The following is a 19,499-nucleotide window of genomic DNA, read 5'->3' on the forward strand; positions in this document are numbered from 1 at the left end:
TAGGTTTTCCTTGGATATCAGGGAGAACAGGGCCATGCGCTCCGACGCAGAAAGCCTTCTGGCCCGGCTGGGGCGCCGGGATTTTCGCTATCGCGAGTTCGCGGACAGTTTCGCGGACATGGAATTATGGCCGATCTTCGAGGCCCTGCTGACCGACCCGCGCGTGGTCGGACGCCCCCTGTCCAAACTGGAAGCGCGCGAGGCGGAAGCCGTGCTGGCGGTCCGCCGCGCCGAGCCGGAGCAACATGCGCCCGCACCCCGCGCCAATGTGACCAGCATGTTCGACGCCTATCAGGACGCGCCGCCATCCGCTGCGCCGCGCGGCAATCTGCGCGATTTCCTGGGCCATCTGTCGAACGATCCCGACAAGCGAGAATATTGATGCCGCTGATCCTCTGTCATTCGCCCAAGGGCGGCGTCGGCACCAGCTTCATCGCGGCGCAACTGGCGATCCATCTGGCGCAGCGCGGGCATGATGTCAGCGCGCTCGACTTCACCTATCAGGATTCTCTCAAGCTTTATTTCGGCCTGACCCCGGCCCAGGGCCTGCCGGAACTGAACGACGGCAGCGCGGACCAAATCGCGGTGTCGGGCGTCGCGCTCTTTTCCGCTTATGGCCTGCGCCGTGACGCGACCTTCCAGGATCTGCTGGGCAAGCCGGATCATTCGCCGTTCGCCGGCAAGAAGATCTTCATTGCCGATGTGGCGGCGGGTGACCGCGAGACCAAGGACATGTTGCTGCCGCATGCCGCCCTGCATGTCTGCCCCCTGCATCCGCGTCCCGGATCGCTCGCAGCCCTGCCCAAGGTCGAGCCGGGCACGGCGACGATCGATCTCGCCAAGACCGGGTTCGTGCTCAACCATCTGGACGACACCCATCGCCTGTCGCGCCACACCCATATCTTCCTGCGCGAACTGTTCGGCAGCAAGCTGCTTGGTACGATCCGCCGCGACGAGGCGGTGAACGAGGCAAGCGCGATGTTCGAGCCGCTGGCCCGCTTCGCGCCGGCCAGCGTGGCGCTCAACGATCTGCGCAGGCTGGTGACGACCGTGGAACAGGCGGCTGGCCTGGTTGAGGCAGTCGAGGAGGCGGCTTCGTGAAGGCCCGGCAGGCGATCCTGAGCAACGGACTGCTGGTGCTGGCCGGGCTGTTCGCCCTGCTGGCGATCACCGTGCCGCTCGATCTGGAAGCGCAGTGGATCTTTGCCGGCATCACCATCGTGGGCGCGACCATATTGGGCCGGTTGCGCAGCCGTCGTGCCCTGCTGGTGCTGGCGATCCTGTCGATGATCGTATCGACCCGCTACATGTTCTGGCGCACCACCGAGACGCTCGAATTCGGCACATTGGCAGAATTTCTGCTGGGGTCGGGCCTGTATCTGGCGGAAGTCTATGCCTGGCTGATCCTGGTGCTGGGCTTCCTGCAGACCGGCTGGCCGCTCGACCGTGAAGTGGTCGAGATCGAGGGCGAACCCGATCAATGGCCCAGCGTCGACGTCTATGTCCCGACCTATAATGAAAGCCTGGAGATCGTCCGCAACACCGTGTTCGCGGCGATGGACATGGACTATCCGGCCGATCGCTTCCGCGTCTTCATCCTGGATGACGGGCGCCGGCCGGAATTTCAGGCGTTTGCGCGCCAGGCCGGCTGCGGTTATCTGACCCGCGGCGACAATCTTCATGCCAAGGCCGGCAACCTCAATGCCGCGATGAAGAAGACCAATGGCGAACTGATCGCCATCTTCGACTGTGACCATGTGCCGACCCGCGCCTTCCTGCAGATGACCGTCGGCTGGTTCCAGCAGGATCCCAAGCTGGCGCTGATGCAGACGCCGCACCATTTCTATTCGCCCGATCCCGCCCAGCGCAATCTGGGCACGGTGCGCGACCTGCCGGGCGAGGGCGACCTGTTCTACGGTGCCGTCCAGTCCGGCAACGATCTTTGGAACGCGACCTTCTTCTGCGGTTCCTGCGCCGTCATCCGCCGTGATGCGTTGGCCCAGACCAACGGCTTTGCCGGTGAGACGGTGACCGAGGACGCGCATACCGCGTTGAAATTGCAGCGCATGGGCTGGAATACCGCCTATATCGGCGCGCGCCTGTCCGCCGGTCTCGCGACCGAGCGGCTGGTGCTGCATATCGGCCAGCGCATCCGCTGGGCGCGCGGCATGACCCAGATCCTGCGGATCGACAATCCGCTGTTCGGGCGCGGCCTCAATTGGCAGCAGCGGCTTTGCTACCTGAATGCGATGCTGCATTTCCAGTTTCCGCTGCCGCGCATCGTCTTCCTGACCAGCCCGCTTGCCTATCTGATCTTTGGCCAGAACATCATCCATGCCTCGGCCTCGCTGATCTTCGCCTATGCGCTGCCGCATCTGGTCTGCTCGATGACCTCGTCGGCCAATACGCAGGGCGGGGATCGCCGACCGTTCTGGGGCGAAATCTACGAGACGATCCTGGCCTTCCACCTCGCGCGCCCGACGGTCATGACCTTCTTCCAGCCGCGCAAGGGCAAGTTCAACGTGACGGACAAGGGCAGCCTGCTAGACCGGACCTATTTCGACCTGTCGACGGTGCGCCCGCACCTGATCTGCATCGGCCTCATCATCTTCGGCATCGGGCTGGCGATCGTGAAGCGGGTCTTCTTCCCGCATCTGTTCAACATCCAGACCGATACGCTGGTGCTGAACGTCGTCTGGGCCGTGTTCAGCCTGATCATCCTGATCGCCGCCGTTTCGGTCGCGCGCGAGACGCGGCAGGCGCGCGAATATATCCGCATCGTCACCGAATTGCCGGTCACCCTCTACATGGCCGATGGCTATGTGATCGACGCGACGACGATCGACATTTCGATGGGAGGCGCGGCGATCGCCGTGCCGCCCGACTTCCCGCTACGCGACCGGCGTGTTGCCTATATGTCGCTGCCGATGGGGGACGAGAAGCTGACGATCCCGGTCGAAATGGTCCGGTTCGATCGGGGCGAGGTCAATCTGCGCTTCCAGGAACTGGACATGATCTCTTCGCGTCACCTGGTCCGCGCGGTGATGGGCCGTGCCGATGCCTGGCAGCCCGCTGCCCCCCGCAAGCCGGTTTCGGCCCTGCACTCTCTCTGGGATATCATCGTGGTCGACTATATGACCCTCAAGCGCCTGTTCCGCCTCAACCGCACGGAGCGCCGCAAGCAGAAGAAGGCCGTTCGCCTGGCCGCCGCGGCGAAAGCCGCCAAGCAGGCTGCGACCGCATTGCTGGGCTTGGCCGCGATCGGGACGCTGGTGATGGCAGGCAGCGGTCACGCCTTCGCGCAGGCGACACAGGCACCTGCCGCGACGCTGGCACCCGCCACCGCGGCGGGCGTGCAGAAGCAGCGGCTCAGCTTCCGCGACCTGCAGGTCAAGATGCCGATCCGCCTGGCCGGCACGCGCGGCGAAATCGGCATTCCCTTCGGCATGCGCCGCAACGAGGTGGTGACCGACAGCAGCCTGACGCTGAACTTCGCCTGGTCGCCGGCCATGCTCGGCGATCTCAGCCAGCTGGTCGTGTTGCTGAACGGCGAGGTGGTCCGCACCATTCGCCTGACCCCGGCGGAATCCGGTGGTCAGAACATCACCATTCCGGTCAATCCGGCGCTGTTCCTGCCCGGCGACAACCAGCTCAACCTGCGCCTGGTCGGCCATTACGCCCGCGATTGCGAGGATCCGTTCCACAGTTCGCTCTGGGCGAATATCAGCAATGTCCGGTCCTGGTTCGACCTCAGCGTCCAGACGCTGCCGATGGCGCCGGATCTGGGCCGTCTGCCCGGTCCCTTCTTCGACCGGCACGACAATCTGCCGTTGCGCCTGCCCTTCGTTTTCGCCGGCACGCCGCGCGCGGGCGAGCTGGAGGCGGCCGCCAGCCTGGCCTCCTGGCTGGGTGCGCAAGCCAGCTATCGCGGCTTTTCGTTCAAGCCGGTCTACAACCAGATCCCGACCGGAAACGCGATCCTGTTCGCGACGCCGGACCGGCCGATCGCCGGCCTGAACCTGTCGATCACCGGGCCGAGCGCCACGGTCATCCGCAATCCGCGCGACACGTTCGGCGAATTGCTGGTGGTGATGGGCCGCAACGCCAGCGAGTTGAAGCTGGCCGCTGCGGCGATCGCCAGCGGTCGCGGCGTGCTGAGCGGCGCGCGGATGAATTTCGATGGGGTTCGCATCCCGACCTATGCGCGCTATGCCGCGCCGCGCTGGCTGCGCACCGACCGCCCGGTCCAGCTGGGCGAGATCATGGATGCCAATGCGCTGCAGGGCATGGGCCTGCCGCCTGGCCCGTTGTCGGCGCGCTTCCGGGTCGCGCCCGATCTCTTCTTCTGGCCGCGCCAGGGCGGTCGCCTGGACCTGCGCTATCGCTATCCGGCGGCCAAATGGCTCGATCGTCGTGCCTCGCGCCTCGATGTCTCGATCAACAACCAGTATCTGCGCACGCTGCCGCTCGCAGGGGCTGGCTGGTGGGACAGCCTGTTCGGGGCGCAGGGCGCATCGTCCAACGATTCCAGCGCCTCGATCGTGCTGCCGCGCTACAATCTGTTCGGCCAGAACGAGCTGATCTTCGACTATAATCTGATCATTGCCGACAAAAAGAAGTGCGAAGGGACGCTGCCCGAGAATGTCCGGGTCAGCGTGCGTCCGAGCAGCAGCATCGACCTCAGCCGCGCCTATCACGCGCTGCACATGCCCGATCTCGCCACCTTTGCCGGCGCCGGCTATCCCTTCACCATTCGTCCCGACCTGTCGGAAACCACGGTGCTCATGGGCGGCCAGCCTTCGGCCGGCGCGGTCGAGGCCTTCCTGGTGCTGATGGGCCGCATGGGCGATTCCACCGGCGCGCCAGTGACGGGGGTCGTCGTCGCCAACGCGGTCGATGGCGAGCGGCTGCAGGGCAGGGACATCATCGTCATTGGTGGCAGCAGCGTCGCGGGTTCCGACCAACTCTTCGCCGGCGCGCCGGTCCGCTATGAAAATGGCCGGTTGCAGGTGACGGAGATGAGCCCGATTCAGCGCATCTTCGCCTTCTTCTCGCCGTTCGATCGATCGGGGGATGGCGAAGCGGACGCGTTCGTCACCTCGTCCAGCGGCTTTGCCGGCATTGTCGGCTTCGAATCCCCGTTCGAGGGTGGTCGCAGCGTCGTGGCCCTGCTGGCGGACGATCCGCGCGCATTGCCCGATCTGGTCGGCGGCATGGCCGATGCCAAGATCAACGCCCAGATCCAGGGCGACCTGGCCGTTACCAGCGGCGACGGGATGAGCAGCTTTGCCGTCGGGCCTGGCTATTGGGTCGGTTACCTGCCCTTCTGGATGAAGGCCGCCTTCTGGCTGAGCCAGCGTCCTTTGCTGATGGCCGCCTGTGGCCTGCTCGCGGCGCTCATCCTTGCCGGGCCGCTCTATCTCTACCTCAGCCGGCAGCAGCGCCGCCGCCTGAGCAAGGAGGACGAGGCATGAGCCGCACCCTCCGTCTGCGTATCACCTGCGCCGCCGTGGCGCTGGCCTGCATGGCGCCGATGCCCACGCTGGCCGATGTGCCGGGCGTCGCGCCGCTGATCCAGCAGGGCCGCTATTGGCAGTCCAAGGGGCGACAGGATCTGGCAAACCAGGCCTATCGCCGGGCGCTGGCGCTCGATCCCAATAATGCCGAAGCGCGCAAGGGACTGGCCGGCCCGCCGCCCAAGGCACAGCCGGCACCGAAACCCACGCCCGCGCCCGCGCCGGCACGGCGCGCCGAAACGACGCCACGCCCGACGCCCACGCCGGCTGCGGCCCCCTCGGCGGCAAATCGGACGCAGGCAGCGCGCCCGAGCGGCAATGCGGGCGGTGGCGCGTCGCGCGCGAGCGGTTTCAAGGCGCTTGACGCCAATGATCTGGATGGCGCCGAGCGCGCATTCGAGCGCGCCGTGGCGGCCAATCGCAATGATGCCGACGCGCTGGGCGGCCTTGGCCTGGTGCGCCTGCGCCAGGGGCGCTTTGGCGAAGCGCGTGACCTGCTCGACCAGGCGTCGCAGCGAGGTTCGGCCGGGCAATGGGCGCAGGCGCTCGCTTCTGCGCGCTTCTTTGGCGGGCTGGCCGATGCGCGCGCGGCGTTGGCGCAGGGCCGGCTTGGCGACGCGCAGGCCGATGCCGAGGCGCTGGTCCGTTCCGGCTATCCGCAGCGCGGCCCGGCGCTCGAATTGCTGGCCGATATCTATGAGCGGCAGGGGCGCTATGCCGATGCGGCAGATCTCTACCGGCAGGCAAATGAAGGGGCCAAGCAGTCCGATGGTCGGCTGGCGAGCCGGGCGGCGCGCGATCGCGCCCGTGCCGCGGCCGCGCGCGGCGATGATGTCACCGCCGAACAGGAATTTCATTCCGGCCTGTTGCTGGACCAGCAGGATCCGTGGATCCGTTATGAGTTTGCCCGTTATCTGATCCAGCGCCAGCGCCTGCCCGAGGCGGAATCGTTGATCAACTCGCTGGGATCGTCGAGCGACCCGGACTGGCTCTATGCGGCGGCGCTGCTCAACGCTGATCGCGGCCGGGCGTCGGCCGCCGATACGCTGATGGCGCGGATTCCCGAAATGCAGCGCACGGAACAGATGCGCAATTTCGCCGTCGGCCTGAAGGTGGACGGTGCGATCGAGCGGGCCAAGGCGATGGCCGCGCAGGGGCGGCAGGCCGATGCGCTGATGGAGCTGCGCCAACTGGCCGCGACCCCCGGCATCGACCCGACCAAGCAGGCTGCGGTGGCCGATGCGATGTTCGAACTGGGTGACCGGGAAGGGGCGGCGCAACTGGCGCAGCAGGCGCTGACTGCCGGCACCATCACCGACCCGGCCGGCTATGAACCGATCGTGCGCGTGCTGGCCAAGACCGGGCGCGATGCCTTTGCCACCAGCGCCGTGCAGCGCGCCGCGCAACTGGCGGGCAATACGCCCGACGGCCAGCGTGTCGTCGCGCGGATGAACGGCATCATGGCGGCGTCGCAGGCCGATCGGCTGCGGCTCGCAGGCCAGAACGCCCAGGCCTTCGACCTGCTGCAGGGCGCGTGGAACGCTGCGCCGGGCAATCAGGAAGTGCTGGCCGCGCTGGCACGGCTTTATCAGTCGGGTGGTATGCCGGCCCAGGCAGCCCAGACCTACCAACTGGTCCTGGCCCAGTCGCCCAATGACAAGGGCGCGCTGATGGGCCTGATCGAGACGGCGGGGGCAGCGGGCGACAAGGATCTGGCACGCGCCACGATCGAGCGCGCCTTGCAGCAATCGCCCAATGATTATCAGATCTACATGGCGGCGGCGCGGATGGAGCAGGCGCGGGGCGACGAGGGCGCCGCGCTGCGCTATCTGAAGCGTGCGAAGGAAGTCTATGCCGCGCAGAGCGGCGCAGGCAATGTCACCGCCAGCAACCCCTTTGCCGCGACGATGCAGGGCAACAACCCGTTCCGCAACCAGTCGGCTGCGGCCGCTCCGGCGGCGGTCAATCCGTTCGCACTGGGATCGGGCGCGCGGCTGGCCGGACAGGCGCCGTCACCAGCAGGCATGGCATTCGCGCCGATGCCGCAGGCTGGCGAAGCCGGCGGCTTCCCACCCGCTGTCGTGGCCCAGTCTGCGCCGATGCCGGGCGGCTATCCGGCGGTTGGCGTGCCGGCGTCTGCGCCGGGCGGATCGATGATGACAAGCGGCGATCCGGTGATGGACCGCATTCAGACCGAGATCCGCACCCTGACCCGCGATAGCGGCCCGCGCGCCGAACTGCGCACCGGCTATCGCGAGCGATCGGGTGAAGCGGGGCTGAGCGAACTCAAGGAACTGACCGGATCGGCCGAAGTCTCCACCAGCCTTGGCAACGGCCGGATCAAGGCCAGGGCGGAAGCCGTGGTGCTGGATGCCGGTCGTCCCAGCCGGTCGGGGCTTGCCCGCTTCGGACGCAATGCGACGCCCGAAGCGCAGGGGATCGTCGATCAGGAAGAGTCCGCGCTGGTGGATGCCGATACCCAGCATGCGTCCGGCGTGGCGCTGTCGGCTGCTTATGAGACGCCGCTGCTGAAGCTGGAGGCTGGCGTCACGCCGCTCGGTTTCGAGGATAGCGACGTGACCTGGCATGCTGCGATCAGCCCGCGCTTCTCGCCCTATGCGACGGCCCGCGCCTGGTTTGAGCGCAAGCCAGTGACCGACAGCGTCCTGTCCTATGCTGGCACACGCGATCCCGTGACCGGGGCGATGTGGGGCCAGGTGATGCGGACCGGTGGTGGCGCGTCCTTCTCTTATGATCAGGATGGGGCGGGGGTCTATGGCGACCTGTCCTATTATAAATATGCTGGGCATGACGTCCGCAAGAACCATGGCTTCCAGGCCAATGTCGGTGGCTATCTGCCCTTCTATCGCGGCGATCGCTCGTCCATCACCGGCGGCGTCAACGTGAACTATCAGGATTTCGACAATAATCAGAACTACTTCACCTATGGCTTCGGCGGCTATTTCAGCCCGCAGAGCTTCTTTAGCATCAGCCTGCCGGTGCGTTATGCCTATGCGTCGGACCTGTTGGAGGTGAAGGCCGGCGTGGCGCCTGGCTATCAGAGCTACAGCCAGGATCAGGTCAACGTCTATCCGACCGATCCGGCGGCACAGGCGGTGCTGGATGGCCTCAAAGCCCAGAACAGCGATGTGCGCTCTTATTATGACAGCCTGAGCAAGACCGGCTTTGCCCTTTCGGCGGACGGCTCGATCTATTATCGTGTCAGCCCCAGCACGCGGGTCGGCGGTGAGATGAGCATCAACACCTTCGGCAGCTATGACGAGTTCAAGTCGCTGATTGGGATCAAACAGTCTCTGGGAGGCAATTGATGATCCGGGAAGCCGTGGAATATCAGCCCGCCGAAACCGATCAGTGGACGATGGACGGGCTGTCGCTGCTGACCGCGATGATTGGCAGCGAGGTGTTCGGCACCGCGACCCGTGGCCAGGCCGACGCCTTTTTTGGCGCAGTCGGTCGGCGCATCGCATCGCTGCTTCAGGTCGCCGACATTTCGGACGGGGATGCGCTGATGGCGCGGATCAACCGGCTGTGGCGGACGTTGGGCTGGGGTGAGGCGCAATTGCGGATGACGGACGATGCAATCATGATCCAGCATGTCGGTTTGCCCGAAACGCTCCAGGGCGATGTCGATGGCCGCTGGGCGGACATGGCGCCGCCGCTGCTGCGTGGCGCCTATGACGCCTGGTTTCGGGCGCTGGGCGGCGGCGCGGACCTGCATACATCCGTGCTGCAATGGCGCGACGGCATCATGGAAATACGCCATGGGCGTTGACCGGCGTGCGTTGCTGGTGGGGATGGGACTGGTTTTCACGGCAGCCTGCGCCAAGGCGCGTCAGCCGCGGGGCAGCAGCGTGACCAATGGCGACTGGGCCCGGTTCAAGGCCGCCTTTCTCGATCCGTCGGGCCGCATCGTCGACAATGGCAATGGCGGTGTCAGCCATAGCGAGGGGCAGGGCTATGGCCTGGGCCTGGCATTGTGGAACGATGACCGCGAAGCGTTCGACGCTATCCTGCGCTGGACCGATAGCAATCTGGTCCGGCCCGACATGGCGCTTTACGCCTGGCGTTATGATCCCCGGCAGCCCAATCCGGTGGCCGACACCAATAATGCGACCGATGGCGACCTGTTCATCGCCTGGGCGCTGGCCGAAGCCGCGAAAAGCTGGGGCGAGGGGCGTTATGCCAGCCGTTCGGCCGAGATCCGCGCTGCCATCCGCCAGCATCTGGTGCTGGAACGCCATGGGCGCAAATTGCTGCTGCCCGGCCTGCAGGGCTTCGTTACGCCGGAGGCGGTGACGCTCAATCCTTCCTATTTCGTCTGGCCCGCGCTCGACGCCTTCCGTCGCCTGGATGGCGAGGCCGCCTGGGGGCGGATCATCAGCGACAGCGAGGCGCTGATGGCGGCGGCGCAATTCGGTCCGCTCAAGTTGCCGACCGATTGGGTGGATGTGATGGGGCATGACATGGTCGTGCCGGCCGTGGGCAAGCCCGCCCGTTTCGGCTTCGACGCGATCCGCGTGCCGCTTTACGCCCAGGCCGGGCGTCGGGCTGCGCTGCTGAAGCCGATCCGGGACTATTGGCAGGGCTATGTGACCCGGCAACAGCCGATCCCGGCCTGGGTCGATGTCCAGTCCGGGGAGGTCGCCCCCTATGCGCTGTCGGCGGGTGGCATGGCGATTGCCGGCAAGATCATGGGCCTGCCGCAACCGGCAGGCCTGTCGACCGACTATTATGCGGCCTCGCTGCAGATGCTGGCCGGCAAGCTCGCCTGATCCGGGCTGAGCCGGCGGCTCAGCCCAATATCCCCGGCAGATCCAGCCCCTTTTCACGGGCACAGTCGCGCGCGATTTCGTACCCCGCATCGGCATGGCGCATCACGCCGGTTGCCGGGTCGTTCCACAGCACCCGTTCCAGCCGCGCGGCCGCTTCCGCTGTGCCATCGGCGACGATCACCATGCCGCTATGCTGGCTATAGCCCATGCCGACGCCGCCGCCATGATGCAGCGACACCCAGGTCGCACCCGATGCGGTGTTGAGCAGTGCATTGAGCAGCGGCCAGTCGCTGACCGCTTCCGATCCATCCATCATCGCTTCGGTCTCGCGATTGGGGGAGGCGACAGAGCCGCTGTCGAGATGGTCGCGGCCGATGACGACGGGGGCCTTCAGTTCGCCCTTCGCCACCATCTCGTTGAAGGCGAGGCCGAGGCGATGGCGATCGCCCAGGCCAACCCAGCAGATGCGCGCGGGCAAGCCCTGGAAGTGGATCTTCTCCCGCGCCATGTCGAGCCAGTTGTGGAGATGGGCGTTGTCGGGCAGCAGTTCCTTCACCTTGGCGTCGGTCTTGTAGATATCCTCCGGATCGCCGGACAGCGCCGCCCAGCGGAACGGGCCGATCCCTCGACAGAAGAGCGGGCGGATATAGGCGGGGACGAAGCCGGGGAAGTCGAAGGCATTGTCCACGCCCTCGTCCTTCGCCATCTGACGGATATTATTGCCATAATCGGTCGTGGGTACGCCCGCCGCCTGGAAATCCAGCATGGCGCGGACATGGACGGCCATGCTGGCCTTGGCCGCCTTGGCCACCGCTTCGGGCTCGCGCTCGCGCCGCTCGAACCACTCGGCAACACTCCAGCCGACGGGCAGATAGCCATTGACCGGGTCATGGGCGCTGGTCTGGTCGGTCAGCAGGTCGGGGCGAATGCCGCGAGCGAACATTTCCGGCAGGATCTCGGCCGCGTTGCCGAGCAGGCCGACCGAGACGGGTTTCTTCTCGGCACAGCTTTTCTCGATGATCGCCATGGCTTCCTCGATCGTCGCGGCCGCGACATCCAGATAGCCGGTGCGCAGGCGCATCTCGATGCGGCTCGGCTGGCATTCGATCGCCAGGCAGGAGGCGCCGGCCATGACGGCGGCGAGCGGCTGGGCGCCGCCCATGCCGCCGAGGCCCGCTGTCAGCAGCCATTTGCCGCTGAGGCTGCCGCCATGATGCTGGCGCCCCATCTCGACGAACGTCTCATAGGTGCCCTGCACGATGCCCTGGGTGCCGATATAGATCCAGGACCCGGCAGTCATCTGGCCGTACATGGCCAGGCCCCGCTTATCGAGTTCGTTGAAATGCTCCCAATTGGCCCAGTGCGGTACCAGATTGGAGTTGGCGATCAGTACGCGCGGCGCATCGCGATGGGTGCGGAACACGCCGACTGGCTTGCCCGACTGGACCAGCAAGGTCTGGTCGTCCTCCAACCGCTTCAGTGTCTCGACGATCCGGTCATAGCTTTCCCAGTCGCGCGCGGCGCGGCCGATGCCGCCATAGACGACCAGTTCCTCGGGCCGCTCCGCGACGTCGGGATGGAGATTGTTCATCAGCATGCGCAGCGGCGCTTCGGTCAGCCAGCTCTTGGCGCTGAGATCGGTGCCGGTGGCGGGCTTGATGATGCGGCTATTGTCGATGCGGGTCATGAACGTTCAGCCTTCCTGGCGGGTGAAGGCGAGGCAGGCCTTCAAGATGGCGGTGAGGGTGGCGGTCAGCGGCGCGGCATGGGCCGGGTCGAGCGGCGGCGGCCAACTGGCTTCGGTGCGCTCGGCCGGTTCTTGGAGATAGCCGCGCATGGCCAGCTCCATCTGGATCGCATGGACGCCCTGTTCGGGCCGGCCATAATGGCGCGTGGTCCAGCCACCACGGAAACGACCGTCGACGATATGGCTCATGCCGCTTGCCGCGCAGAGCCGGGCGACCTCGGCGGTCAGCTCTGGCGAACAGGTCGTTCCGAAATTGGTGCCGATGTTGAACTGCGGCAATGCGCCGTCGAACAGGCGCGGCACGATGCTGCGGATCGAATGGGCGTCATAGACGACGACCCGGTCATGCCGGGCGCGCAGCCGGTCGATCTCCGCCTGCAGCGCAGCATGATAGGGCGTGAACCAGTTGGCCCGCCGTCGGTCGATCTCAGCCGCATCGGGGACGGCGCCGGCATAGAGCGGCGCGCCATCGAAATCGGTGGTCGGGCAGAGTTCGGTCGTCGCCTGTCCCGGATAGAGCGAGGCGCCCGAAGGATCGCGATTGACGTCGATCACGCTGCGCGAAATGGCGGTGCGGATCGTCGTCGCGCCCAGATCGCAAGCGAAGGCGTAAAGCTGGTCCACCCACCAGTCGGCATCCGCGCGCGCGATCCAGGGCGAGCGGAACGCGTTGCCGACATCGGCGAGATCGGTGCCGGTGTGGGGAAAGGCGACGATCAACGCCGCCTCGCCCCGCCGGATGTCGAGCCAGTCGTTCATCCCAGCACCGGCAGGGCGTGACCAGCCGCCGCCGCCAGCGCGCCCGATCGGACGATGCGGTTGGCCGCCTCCATATCGGGATGGAAATGGCGGTCGTCGGTCAGGTGCGGCACCTGATCCCGGACGCAGGCACGCGTCGCTTCCAGTGCCGTGCTGGAAGTGAGCGGGGCGTGAAAGTCCATGCCCTGCACCGCCGCCAGCAATTCGATGCCGATCACCGCGGTCGCATTTTCCGCCATGTCGAGCAGGCGGCGCGCGCCATGGGCGGCCATGGAGACATGATCCTCCTGATTGGCGCTGGTCGGGATCGAATCCACGCTGGCGGGATAGGCGCGCTGCTTGTTCTCCGAGACCAAAGCGGCCGCCGTCACCTGCGGGATCATGAAGCCCGAATTGAGGCCGGGTTTCGGCGTCAGGAAGGCAGGCAGGCCGCTCAGAGCCGGATCGACCAGCATGGCGATGCGCCGCTCGGCGATCGATCCGATCTCGCAGATGGCGAGCGCGATCATGTCGGCGGCAAAGGCGACCGGCTCGGCATGGAAATTGCCGCCTGACAGCGCCTCATCGCTTTCCGGGAAGATCAGCGGATTGTCCGACACGCCATTGGCCTCGATGCCGAGCGTCGTCGCTGCCTGGCGCAGCAGGTCGAGCGCGGCGCCCATCACCTGCGGCTGGCAGCGCAGGCAATAGGGATCCTGCACGCGTTCATCGCCCTTCAGATGGCTCGCGCGGATGGCGCTGCCTGCCATCAGGCCGCGCAGCGCATCGGCGGTCTCGATCTGCCCGGCATGGCGGCGCAGCGCGTGGATGCGTGGATCGAAGGGGGTGTCGGAGCCCTTGGCCGCTTCGGTCGAGAGCGCGCCGGTGACGAGCGCGGACTGGAACAGCGTTTCCGCCTCGAACAGGCCAGCAAGCGCATTGGCGGTCGAGAATTGGGTGCCGTTGAGCAGCGCCAGCCCTTCCTTGGGGCCAAGTTCCAGCGGGGCGAGGCCGGCACGGGCCAGTGCTTCGGCGGCGGGCAGGCGCTCGCCGTCCAGCATGATGTCGCCGACACCAATCATCGCGGCGGCCATGTGCGACAAGGGCGCCAGATCGCCGCTGGCGCCGACGGACCCCTGGGCCGGCACCACCGGGGTCAGCCCCTGGACCAGCATCGCCTCCAGCAGGGCGACCGTCTGCGGCTGAACGCCCGACGCGCCCTGGCCCAGGCTGGCGAGCTTTAGTGCCATCATCAGGCGGATGACCGGCACGGGGGAGGGGGCGCCGGTGCCGGCGGCATGGCTCAGCACGATATTGCGCTGGAGCGTGGCGAGGTCTTCGCCACCGATCCGCACGCTCGCCAGCTTGCCGAAGCCGGTGTTGATGCCATAGACCGGCTCCCCCTTCGCCAGGATGCGCGCCACCGCTGCTGCGCTTTGCGCGATGCGCGGGGCCGACGCGCCATCAAGCCGGGCCGTCGCGCCGCGATAGATGGCGCGCCAGTCGGCCAGCGAAGCTTCGCCGGGGACGAGGATGATAGCGTTCATTGACCACTCCAGATGCGGGCATGGAGCGGGTTATACCCCATGCGATAAACCAGTTCGGCGGGGCGCTCTACGTCCCAGATGGCAAGGTCGCAGCTTTTGCCGACCTCCAGCGTGCCGATGTCGGCGGCAAGGCCGAGCGCGCGGGCCGCGTTGCGGGTCACGCCCGCCAGGCATTCGTCGATGGTCAGGCGAAACAGGGTCGCGCCCATGTTCATCACCAGCAGCAGCGAGGTGAGCGGCGAGGTGCCGGGGTTGCAGTCGGTCGCCAGCGCGATCGGCACGCCGGCACGGCGCAGCCCGTCGATCGGCGGCAGCTTCGTCTCGCGCACGAAATAATAAGCGCCGGGCAGCAAGGTCGCGACCGTGCCGGCACGGGCCATGGCGGCGATGCCGTCTTCGTCCAGATATTCCAGATGATCGGCCGACAGAGCGCCATGGCTGGCGGCGAGCGCGGCGCCATGCAGGTTGGAAAGCTGTTCGGCATGAAGCTTGACCGGCAGACCGAGCGCGCGCGCGGCGGTGAACAGCCGGTCGGTCTGCGCCGGCGAAAAGCCGATCCCCTCGCAAAAGGCGTCGACCGCATCGGCCAGCCCTTCGGCCGCGACCGCGGGCAGCAATTCGTCGCACAGCATCGCGATATAGGCATCGGCATCGCCGGCATATTCGGGCGGCAGGGCGTGGGCGCCCAAGAAGGTGGTGACAATCCGTACCGGCCGTTCGCGGCCAAGCTGGCGCGCGGCGCGCAGCATCCGCAGCTCGGAGGCGGGATCAAGGCCATAGCCGGACTTCACCTCGACCGTGGAGGCGCCTTCCGCGATCAGCGCGTCGAGCCGGGGCAGGGCGCTGGCGACCAGTTCCGCCTCGCTCGCTGCGCGGGTGGCGCGCATGGTCGAGACGATGCCGCCACCGGCACGCGCAATCTCTTCATAAGAGGCGCCGGCCAGGCGCAGCTCGAACTCGGCGGCGCGATCGCCGCCATGGACCAGATGGGTGTGGCAGTCGATCAGGCCCGGCGTGATCCAGCGGCCGGCGCAGTCGATCGTTTCGGTGGGGGCGAAGACAGGGGCATCGGCACGCGGACCGGCATAGATGATGCGGCCATCGCGCGCGGCGATCACGCCGTCCTCGATCGCGCCAATCCCACCGCCCGCCATCGTCGCCAGCCGGGCATTGGTCCATAGCCGATCGCATATCATCGTCATCGCCAGCCTCCCTTCACGGCCTCCCGCCCAGATTGCATGATTCGATATTTAATGTATAGACATTATATCGGTCCGGGAGATTTGCAGTCCATGACGTCCCTGTTTTTCGACCATGTGTTGCTGCCGGAGGGGTGGGCGCGGGAGGTCCGGATGCTGCTGCATGACGGCACGATCGCGTCGATCGAGCAAGGCACCGCCCCGCAGGCCGAGGATATCCGTCACCCTGTCGCGCTGCCGGGCCTGCCCAATCTGCACAGCCATGCCTTCCAGCGGGCGATGGCGGGGTTGACCGAGGTGCGCGGCCCGGCGGGCGACAGTTTCTGGACCTGGCGCGACCTCATGTACCGCTTCGTCGACCGTATGGACCCGGATGATATCGCGGCGATCGCTTCCCAGGTCTATGTCGAGATGCTGGAAAGCGGCTTCACCCGCGTCGGCGAATTTCACTATCTGCATCACGCCGCGGACGGCGCGCCCTATGCCAACCCGGCCGAAACCAGCCTGGCGATCATGGCGGCGGCGGCGGAAAGCGGCATCGGTCTGACGCTGTTACCGGTCTTCTACGCCTGGTCGGGTTTCGGCGCGCAGGCGCCGAGCGCGGGCCAGCGGCGTTTCATCCATGATCTGGACGGCTTCGCCCGATTGCGCGAGGCGGCAATCACGGGAGCACGAAACCTGCCCGATGCCGTGGTCGGCGTCGCACCGCACAGCCTGCGCGCGGTCGCGCCCGACGAACTGGCGCTGCTCGCCCGGATCGCGGGCCATAATCCGGTTCATATCCATATCGCCGAGCAACAGAAGGAAGTGGCCGACTGCATCGCCTGGAGCGGCCAGCGGCCGGTCGAGTGGCTGCTAGATCATGCGCCGGTGAGCAACCGCTGGTGCCTGGTCCATGCGACCCATATGAATGAGGATGAGGCGCGGGCAATGGCGGCCAGCGGCGCGGTAGCCGGCCTCTGTCCGATCACGGAAGCCAATCTGGGCGACGGCCTCTTCCCGGCCGAACCCTTCCTGGATGCCGGCGGCGTCTATGGCGTCGGCAGCGATTCCAATGTCCGCATCGATGCGACCGAGGAATTGCGACTTTTGGAATATGGCCAGCGCCTGGGCCTGCAGCAGCGCAATGTGCTGGCGCGCGAAGCGGGTATGTCGACCGGCGATCGCCTTTATCGTGCGGCAGTGGCCGGCGGCGCGCAGGCGCTGGGCGCCGCGGCCGGATTGCGGGTCGGCGCATCGGCCGATTTCGTCACGCTGGACCTTGATCATTCCTCACTGTCCCATCGCCCGGTCGAGCGTGTGCTGGATGGGTTGATCTTCGGCGCCGGGCGCGAGGCGATCGATACGGTCTGGCGCCGGGGCGTGCAGATGGTAAGCGGCGGGCGGCATCGCGCCCGCGAGACCATCGCCACCCGCTATCGCCGGACGCTGGAGAAACTGACCGCGTGAAACAGCCGCTGCACGAGAAGATCCGCGCCGATTTCGAGGCCCGCATCCTGGCCGGCACGCTGTCGCCGGGCGACCGGCTGCCGACCGAGCAGGAACTGATGCAGGCGCATGGCTGTTCGCGCATGACCGTGAACAAGGCGCTGTCGGCGCTGCAATCGGCTGGCCTGGTCGAGCGGCGCAAGAAGGCGGGCAGCTTCGTCGCCCGGCCGCGCGTCCATTCGATGGTGCTGGATATCCCGGACCTTGCCGTCCAGATCGGCGAACGCGGCCAGCGGCACAGTTATCGCCTGACCCGGCGGCAGGTGCGCGGCCCGATTGCCGGGCGCGACGAGGAAGCGGCGCTGGCCAATGGCGCGCAACTGCTGGAACTGGATGGCATTCATTGCGCCGATGATCGGCCGCTGGCGGCGGAGCATCGCCTGATCGCGACCCGCGCCGTGCCCGCGATCGTCGATGGCGATTTCGACAGCATTTCGCCGGGCACCTGGCTGCTGCAGCATGTGCCCTGGACCGAGGCGGAAAACCGGATTTCGGCCGTGGGGGCGACGCGGGAGGAGGCCGCCCAGCTTGGCATCGCGCCCGGTGCGCCCTGCCTGTGCGTCGAGCGCCATACCTGGCGCGGCGGCGATCCGATCACCTATGTCCGCCAGGTCTTCCTGGCTGACGCCTATGACATGGTGGCCCGCTTCGGCCCGGCGGGCGGTTGACGGGGTAAAGGTAAATCGGCGCTCTTCCCCGCTGCCGACAAGGGCTGTCGGCAACAGGAAAGAGCGCCCGTCGACAGGCTCCGGTCAGGCCTCAAAGGCCGCCTTCTGCCTGTCGTGCGAAGACCTCATGGTAGCGTAGAGGCCTCCGCATTCTCGATCGTCATGATGCCCGGTGGCATGCCGCGCTCGGCCTTCTGCCGGGCGACCATGGCGCGGACTTCAGCGCGCAACGCCTTTGCATCATAGATGATGCCGTCCTTGATCGTGTAATCGACGCCGCCGACCCGATCGACCTTGCCGGTCGCATCATCGAGCCTGATCGATCCGGTGCCGAACAACAGCTTCATGTTGGCCAGCGGGTTGCCCTTGATGACCACGAGGTCCGCCTTGCGGCCGACGCGGATGGTGCCGATCTGGTCCTCATGGCCGAGCAGCCGGGCCCCTTCCTGCGTCGCGGCGTGGATCACCTCCAGCGGGCTGAACCCCGCCTCGCGCAGCAATTCCATCTCCTGGATATAGCCGAAGCCATAGAGATTGTAGATATAGCCGCTATCGCTGCCCACGGTGACGCGGCCGCCACGGTTCTTATAGTCGTTCACGAACCGCATCCAGCGGCGATAATTGTCCTTCCACGCCATTTCATGCTCGGTGGTCCAGTCGAACCAATAGGCGCCATGATTGGTGCGGCTCGGGCGATAATAGTCCCACAGCGCCGGCAGGGTGTAGTCGGCATGCCATTGCGCCCGGCTCATCCGCATGAAGTCCCGGCTGGTGAGATAGGCGGTGAAGGTGGGATCCAGGGTGAAGCCGCGTTCCAGCAGCCTGTCCATCACCTTGTTCCACTGGTCCGACCCCGGTTCGGCCGCCTGCGCCCACAGCCGCCCGGCCTCGCCGAAGCGCATCTGCTCGTCATTGTTGATGAAGTCGGTGGGAAAGGCCTGGATACGCTGGTCGGTAAACATCGCCTCGGGCAGGCCATACCAATGTTCCATGCTTTCGAGGCCCGCGCCCGACGTGCCCAGCACATTGGCATAGGCGACCAGTTGCTGAGCATGGTGCATGGTGCTGTGCAGGCCGAGCTTCTTCGTCTCGTCGAGTGCTGCGTAGAGCACATCCTCCGGCGCGCCGCCGATGAACTTGATGCCGTCGGCGCCGCGCTTCTTCGCCTCCTGGATCACCGCGCGGGCGGTGGCGGCATCGTTCACCGGGCCGCGTATCTGGTGGAACATCGGATAGATGTCGATGCGTGGGGCGACGATCTCGTTGCGGGCGCTGCGCGCCTTGATGTCGGCCAGCCATTCGATCGGATGGCCGCTGCCCAGGTCGCGGACGGAGGTGATGCCATGCGCCATCCAGAGCTTGAGAATATAGTCGGACGGCACTTTCTGCGCGTCGCTCAGCGAATGAAGATGGACATGGGCGTCGACGAAGCCAGGCATGACATAGGCGCCGGCCAGGTCGATCTCATGGTCGCCGGGCGCGGCGCGCAACGCCGGATTGATCGCGCCGGGCGCGCCGATCGACTTGATTTCGGCGATGCGGTCGTTCGACAGGACGATGTCGAACGGCCCCTGCGCCGGGGCGCCGGTGCCGTCGATCATATAGACATGGCGCAGCACCGTGCGCTGGAACGGCCCTACGCCCTGGTTGCGGGCGGGAATGGGATCGGCGGTCTTTGCCGCCGGCGCATTGGATGCTTCGGGCGCCGCGAGCGCGCTGCCGCTCAGGAGCAGCGCCGCCAGGGCGAGAATGGGACGGGACCGGACGGCCATGCGACGCTCTCCTCTATAGCTGTTGTGAGTG

13 protein-coding genes are annotated in these 19,499 nt (G+C 66.6%); 8 read left to right on the top strand and 5 right to left on the bottom strand.

Annotated elements, in window-relative coordinates; all coding sequences use genetic code 11:
• Positions 1 to 34 precede the first annotated feature (34 nt).
• Genes E5554_RS14160 through E5554_RS14185 form a run of 6 tightly spaced genes read left to right on the top strand, consistent with a single transcriptional unit; the run spans position 35 to position 10,309 of the window.
• A complete protein-coding gene (locus E5554_RS14160; RefSeq protein WP_136187175.1) occupies positions 35 to 382 on the top strand; it encodes a hypothetical protein in 348 nt (115 codons plus the stop codon).
• Positions 382 to 1,101, top strand: coding sequence for a cellulose synthase operon protein YhjQ/BcsQ (locus E5554_RS14165; RefSeq protein ID WP_136188368.1), 720 nt, complete (start codon positions 382 to 384; stop codon positions 1,099 to 1,101). The genes E5554_RS14160 and E5554_RS14165 overlap by 1 nt, the downstream gene beginning before the upstream one ends.
• Complete coding sequence (bcsA, locus tag E5554_RS14170; RefSeq protein WP_136187176.1) at positions 1,098 to 5,474, top strand: UDP-forming cellulose synthase catalytic subunit; 4,377 nt, start codon at positions 1,098 to 1,100, stop codon at positions 5,472 to 5,474. The genes E5554_RS14165 and bcsA overlap by 4 nt, the downstream gene beginning before the upstream one ends.
• Positions 5,471 to 8,845: a cellulose biosynthesis protein BcsC gene (locus tag E5554_RS14175; protein ID WP_136187177.1), complete on the top strand. Its 3,375-nt coding sequence runs from the start codon at positions 5,471 to 5,473 to the stop codon at positions 8,843 to 8,845. Before bcsA ends, E5554_RS14175 begins: the two co-directional genes overlap by 4 nt.
• Positions 8,845 to 9,309 carry a hypothetical protein gene (locus E5554_RS14180; RefSeq protein ID WP_010339109.1) on the top strand — a complete coding sequence of 155 codons (465 nt, stop codon included), beginning with the start codon at positions 8,845 to 8,847 and terminating at the stop codon, positions 9,307 to 9,309. The genes E5554_RS14175 and E5554_RS14180 overlap by 1 nt, the downstream gene beginning before the upstream one ends.
• Entirely contained in the window at positions 9,299 to 10,309 is a 1,011-nt protein-coding gene (locus E5554_RS14185) for a glycosyl hydrolase family 8 (protein ID WP_136187178.1), read from the top strand. Before E5554_RS14180 ends, E5554_RS14185 begins: the two co-directional genes overlap by 11 nt.
• 19 nt (positions 10,310 to 10,328) lie before the next feature.
• Here the strand turns inward: E5554_RS14185 and hutU are convergent, their stop codons facing one another.
• The 4 genes from hutU to hutI are packed head-to-tail and all read right to left on the bottom strand — an operon-like array spanning position 10,329 to position 15,537.
• Positions 10,329 to 11,996 (bottom strand): urocanate hydratase, encoded by a 1,668-nt coding sequence (gene hutU, locus E5554_RS14190; protein WP_136187179.1) that lies wholly within the window; start codon positions 11,994 to 11,996, stop codon positions 10,329 to 10,331.
• A 6-nt stretch (positions 11,997 to 12,002) separates the two neighbouring features.
• Positions 12,003 to 12,815, bottom strand: coding sequence for an N-formylglutamate deformylase (gene hutG / locus E5554_RS14195; RefSeq protein WP_136187180.1), 813 nt, complete (start codon positions 12,813 to 12,815; stop codon positions 12,003 to 12,005).
• Positions 12,812 to 14,341: a histidine ammonia-lyase gene (hutH, locus tag E5554_RS14200; RefSeq protein WP_136187181.1), complete on the bottom strand. Its 1,530-nt coding sequence runs from the start codon at positions 14,339 to 14,341 to the stop codon at positions 12,812 to 12,814. Before hutH ends, hutG begins: the two co-directional genes overlap by 4 nt.
• Complete coding sequence (gene hutI, locus E5554_RS14205) at positions 14,338 to 15,537, bottom strand: imidazolonepropionase (protein ID WP_210729839.1); 1,200 nt, start codon at positions 15,535 to 15,537, stop codon at positions 14,338 to 14,340. Before hutI ends, hutH begins: the two co-directional genes overlap by 4 nt.
• Before the next feature lie 96 nt (positions 15,538 to 15,633).
• Here hutI and E5554_RS14210 point away from each other — a divergent pair, with 96 nt between their 5' ends.
• Together E5554_RS14210 and hutC are read left to right on the top strand one after the other, a co-directional pair.
• Positions 15,634 to 16,989, top strand: coding sequence for a formimidoylglutamate deiminase (locus E5554_RS14210; protein ID WP_136187183.1), 1,356 nt, complete (start codon positions 15,634 to 15,636; stop codon positions 16,987 to 16,989).
• Positions 16,986 to 17,696 carry a histidine utilization repressor gene (hutC, locus tag E5554_RS14215; RefSeq protein ID WP_136187184.1) on the top strand — a complete coding sequence of 237 codons (711 nt, stop codon included), beginning with the start codon at positions 16,986 to 16,988 and terminating at the stop codon, positions 17,694 to 17,696. The genes E5554_RS14210 and hutC overlap by 4 nt, the downstream gene beginning before the upstream one ends.
• A 125-nt stretch (positions 17,697 to 17,821) precedes the next feature.
• Here hutC and E5554_RS14220 read toward each other — a convergent pair whose 3' ends face one another.
• Positions 17,822 to 19,468 (bottom strand): amidohydrolase family protein, encoded by a 1,647-nt coding sequence (locus E5554_RS14220; RefSeq protein ID WP_136187185.1) that lies wholly within the window; start codon positions 19,466 to 19,468, stop codon positions 17,822 to 17,824.
• Between the last annotated feature and the right edge of the window lie 31 nt (positions 19,469 to 19,499).

The sequence above is a fragment of the Sphingobium sp. PAMC28499 genome, assembly GCF_004795815.1.
In the GTDB taxonomy this organism is placed as follows: Bacteria; Pseudomonadota; Alphaproteobacteria; order Sphingomonadales; family Sphingomonadaceae; genus Sphingobium; species Sphingobium yanoikuyae.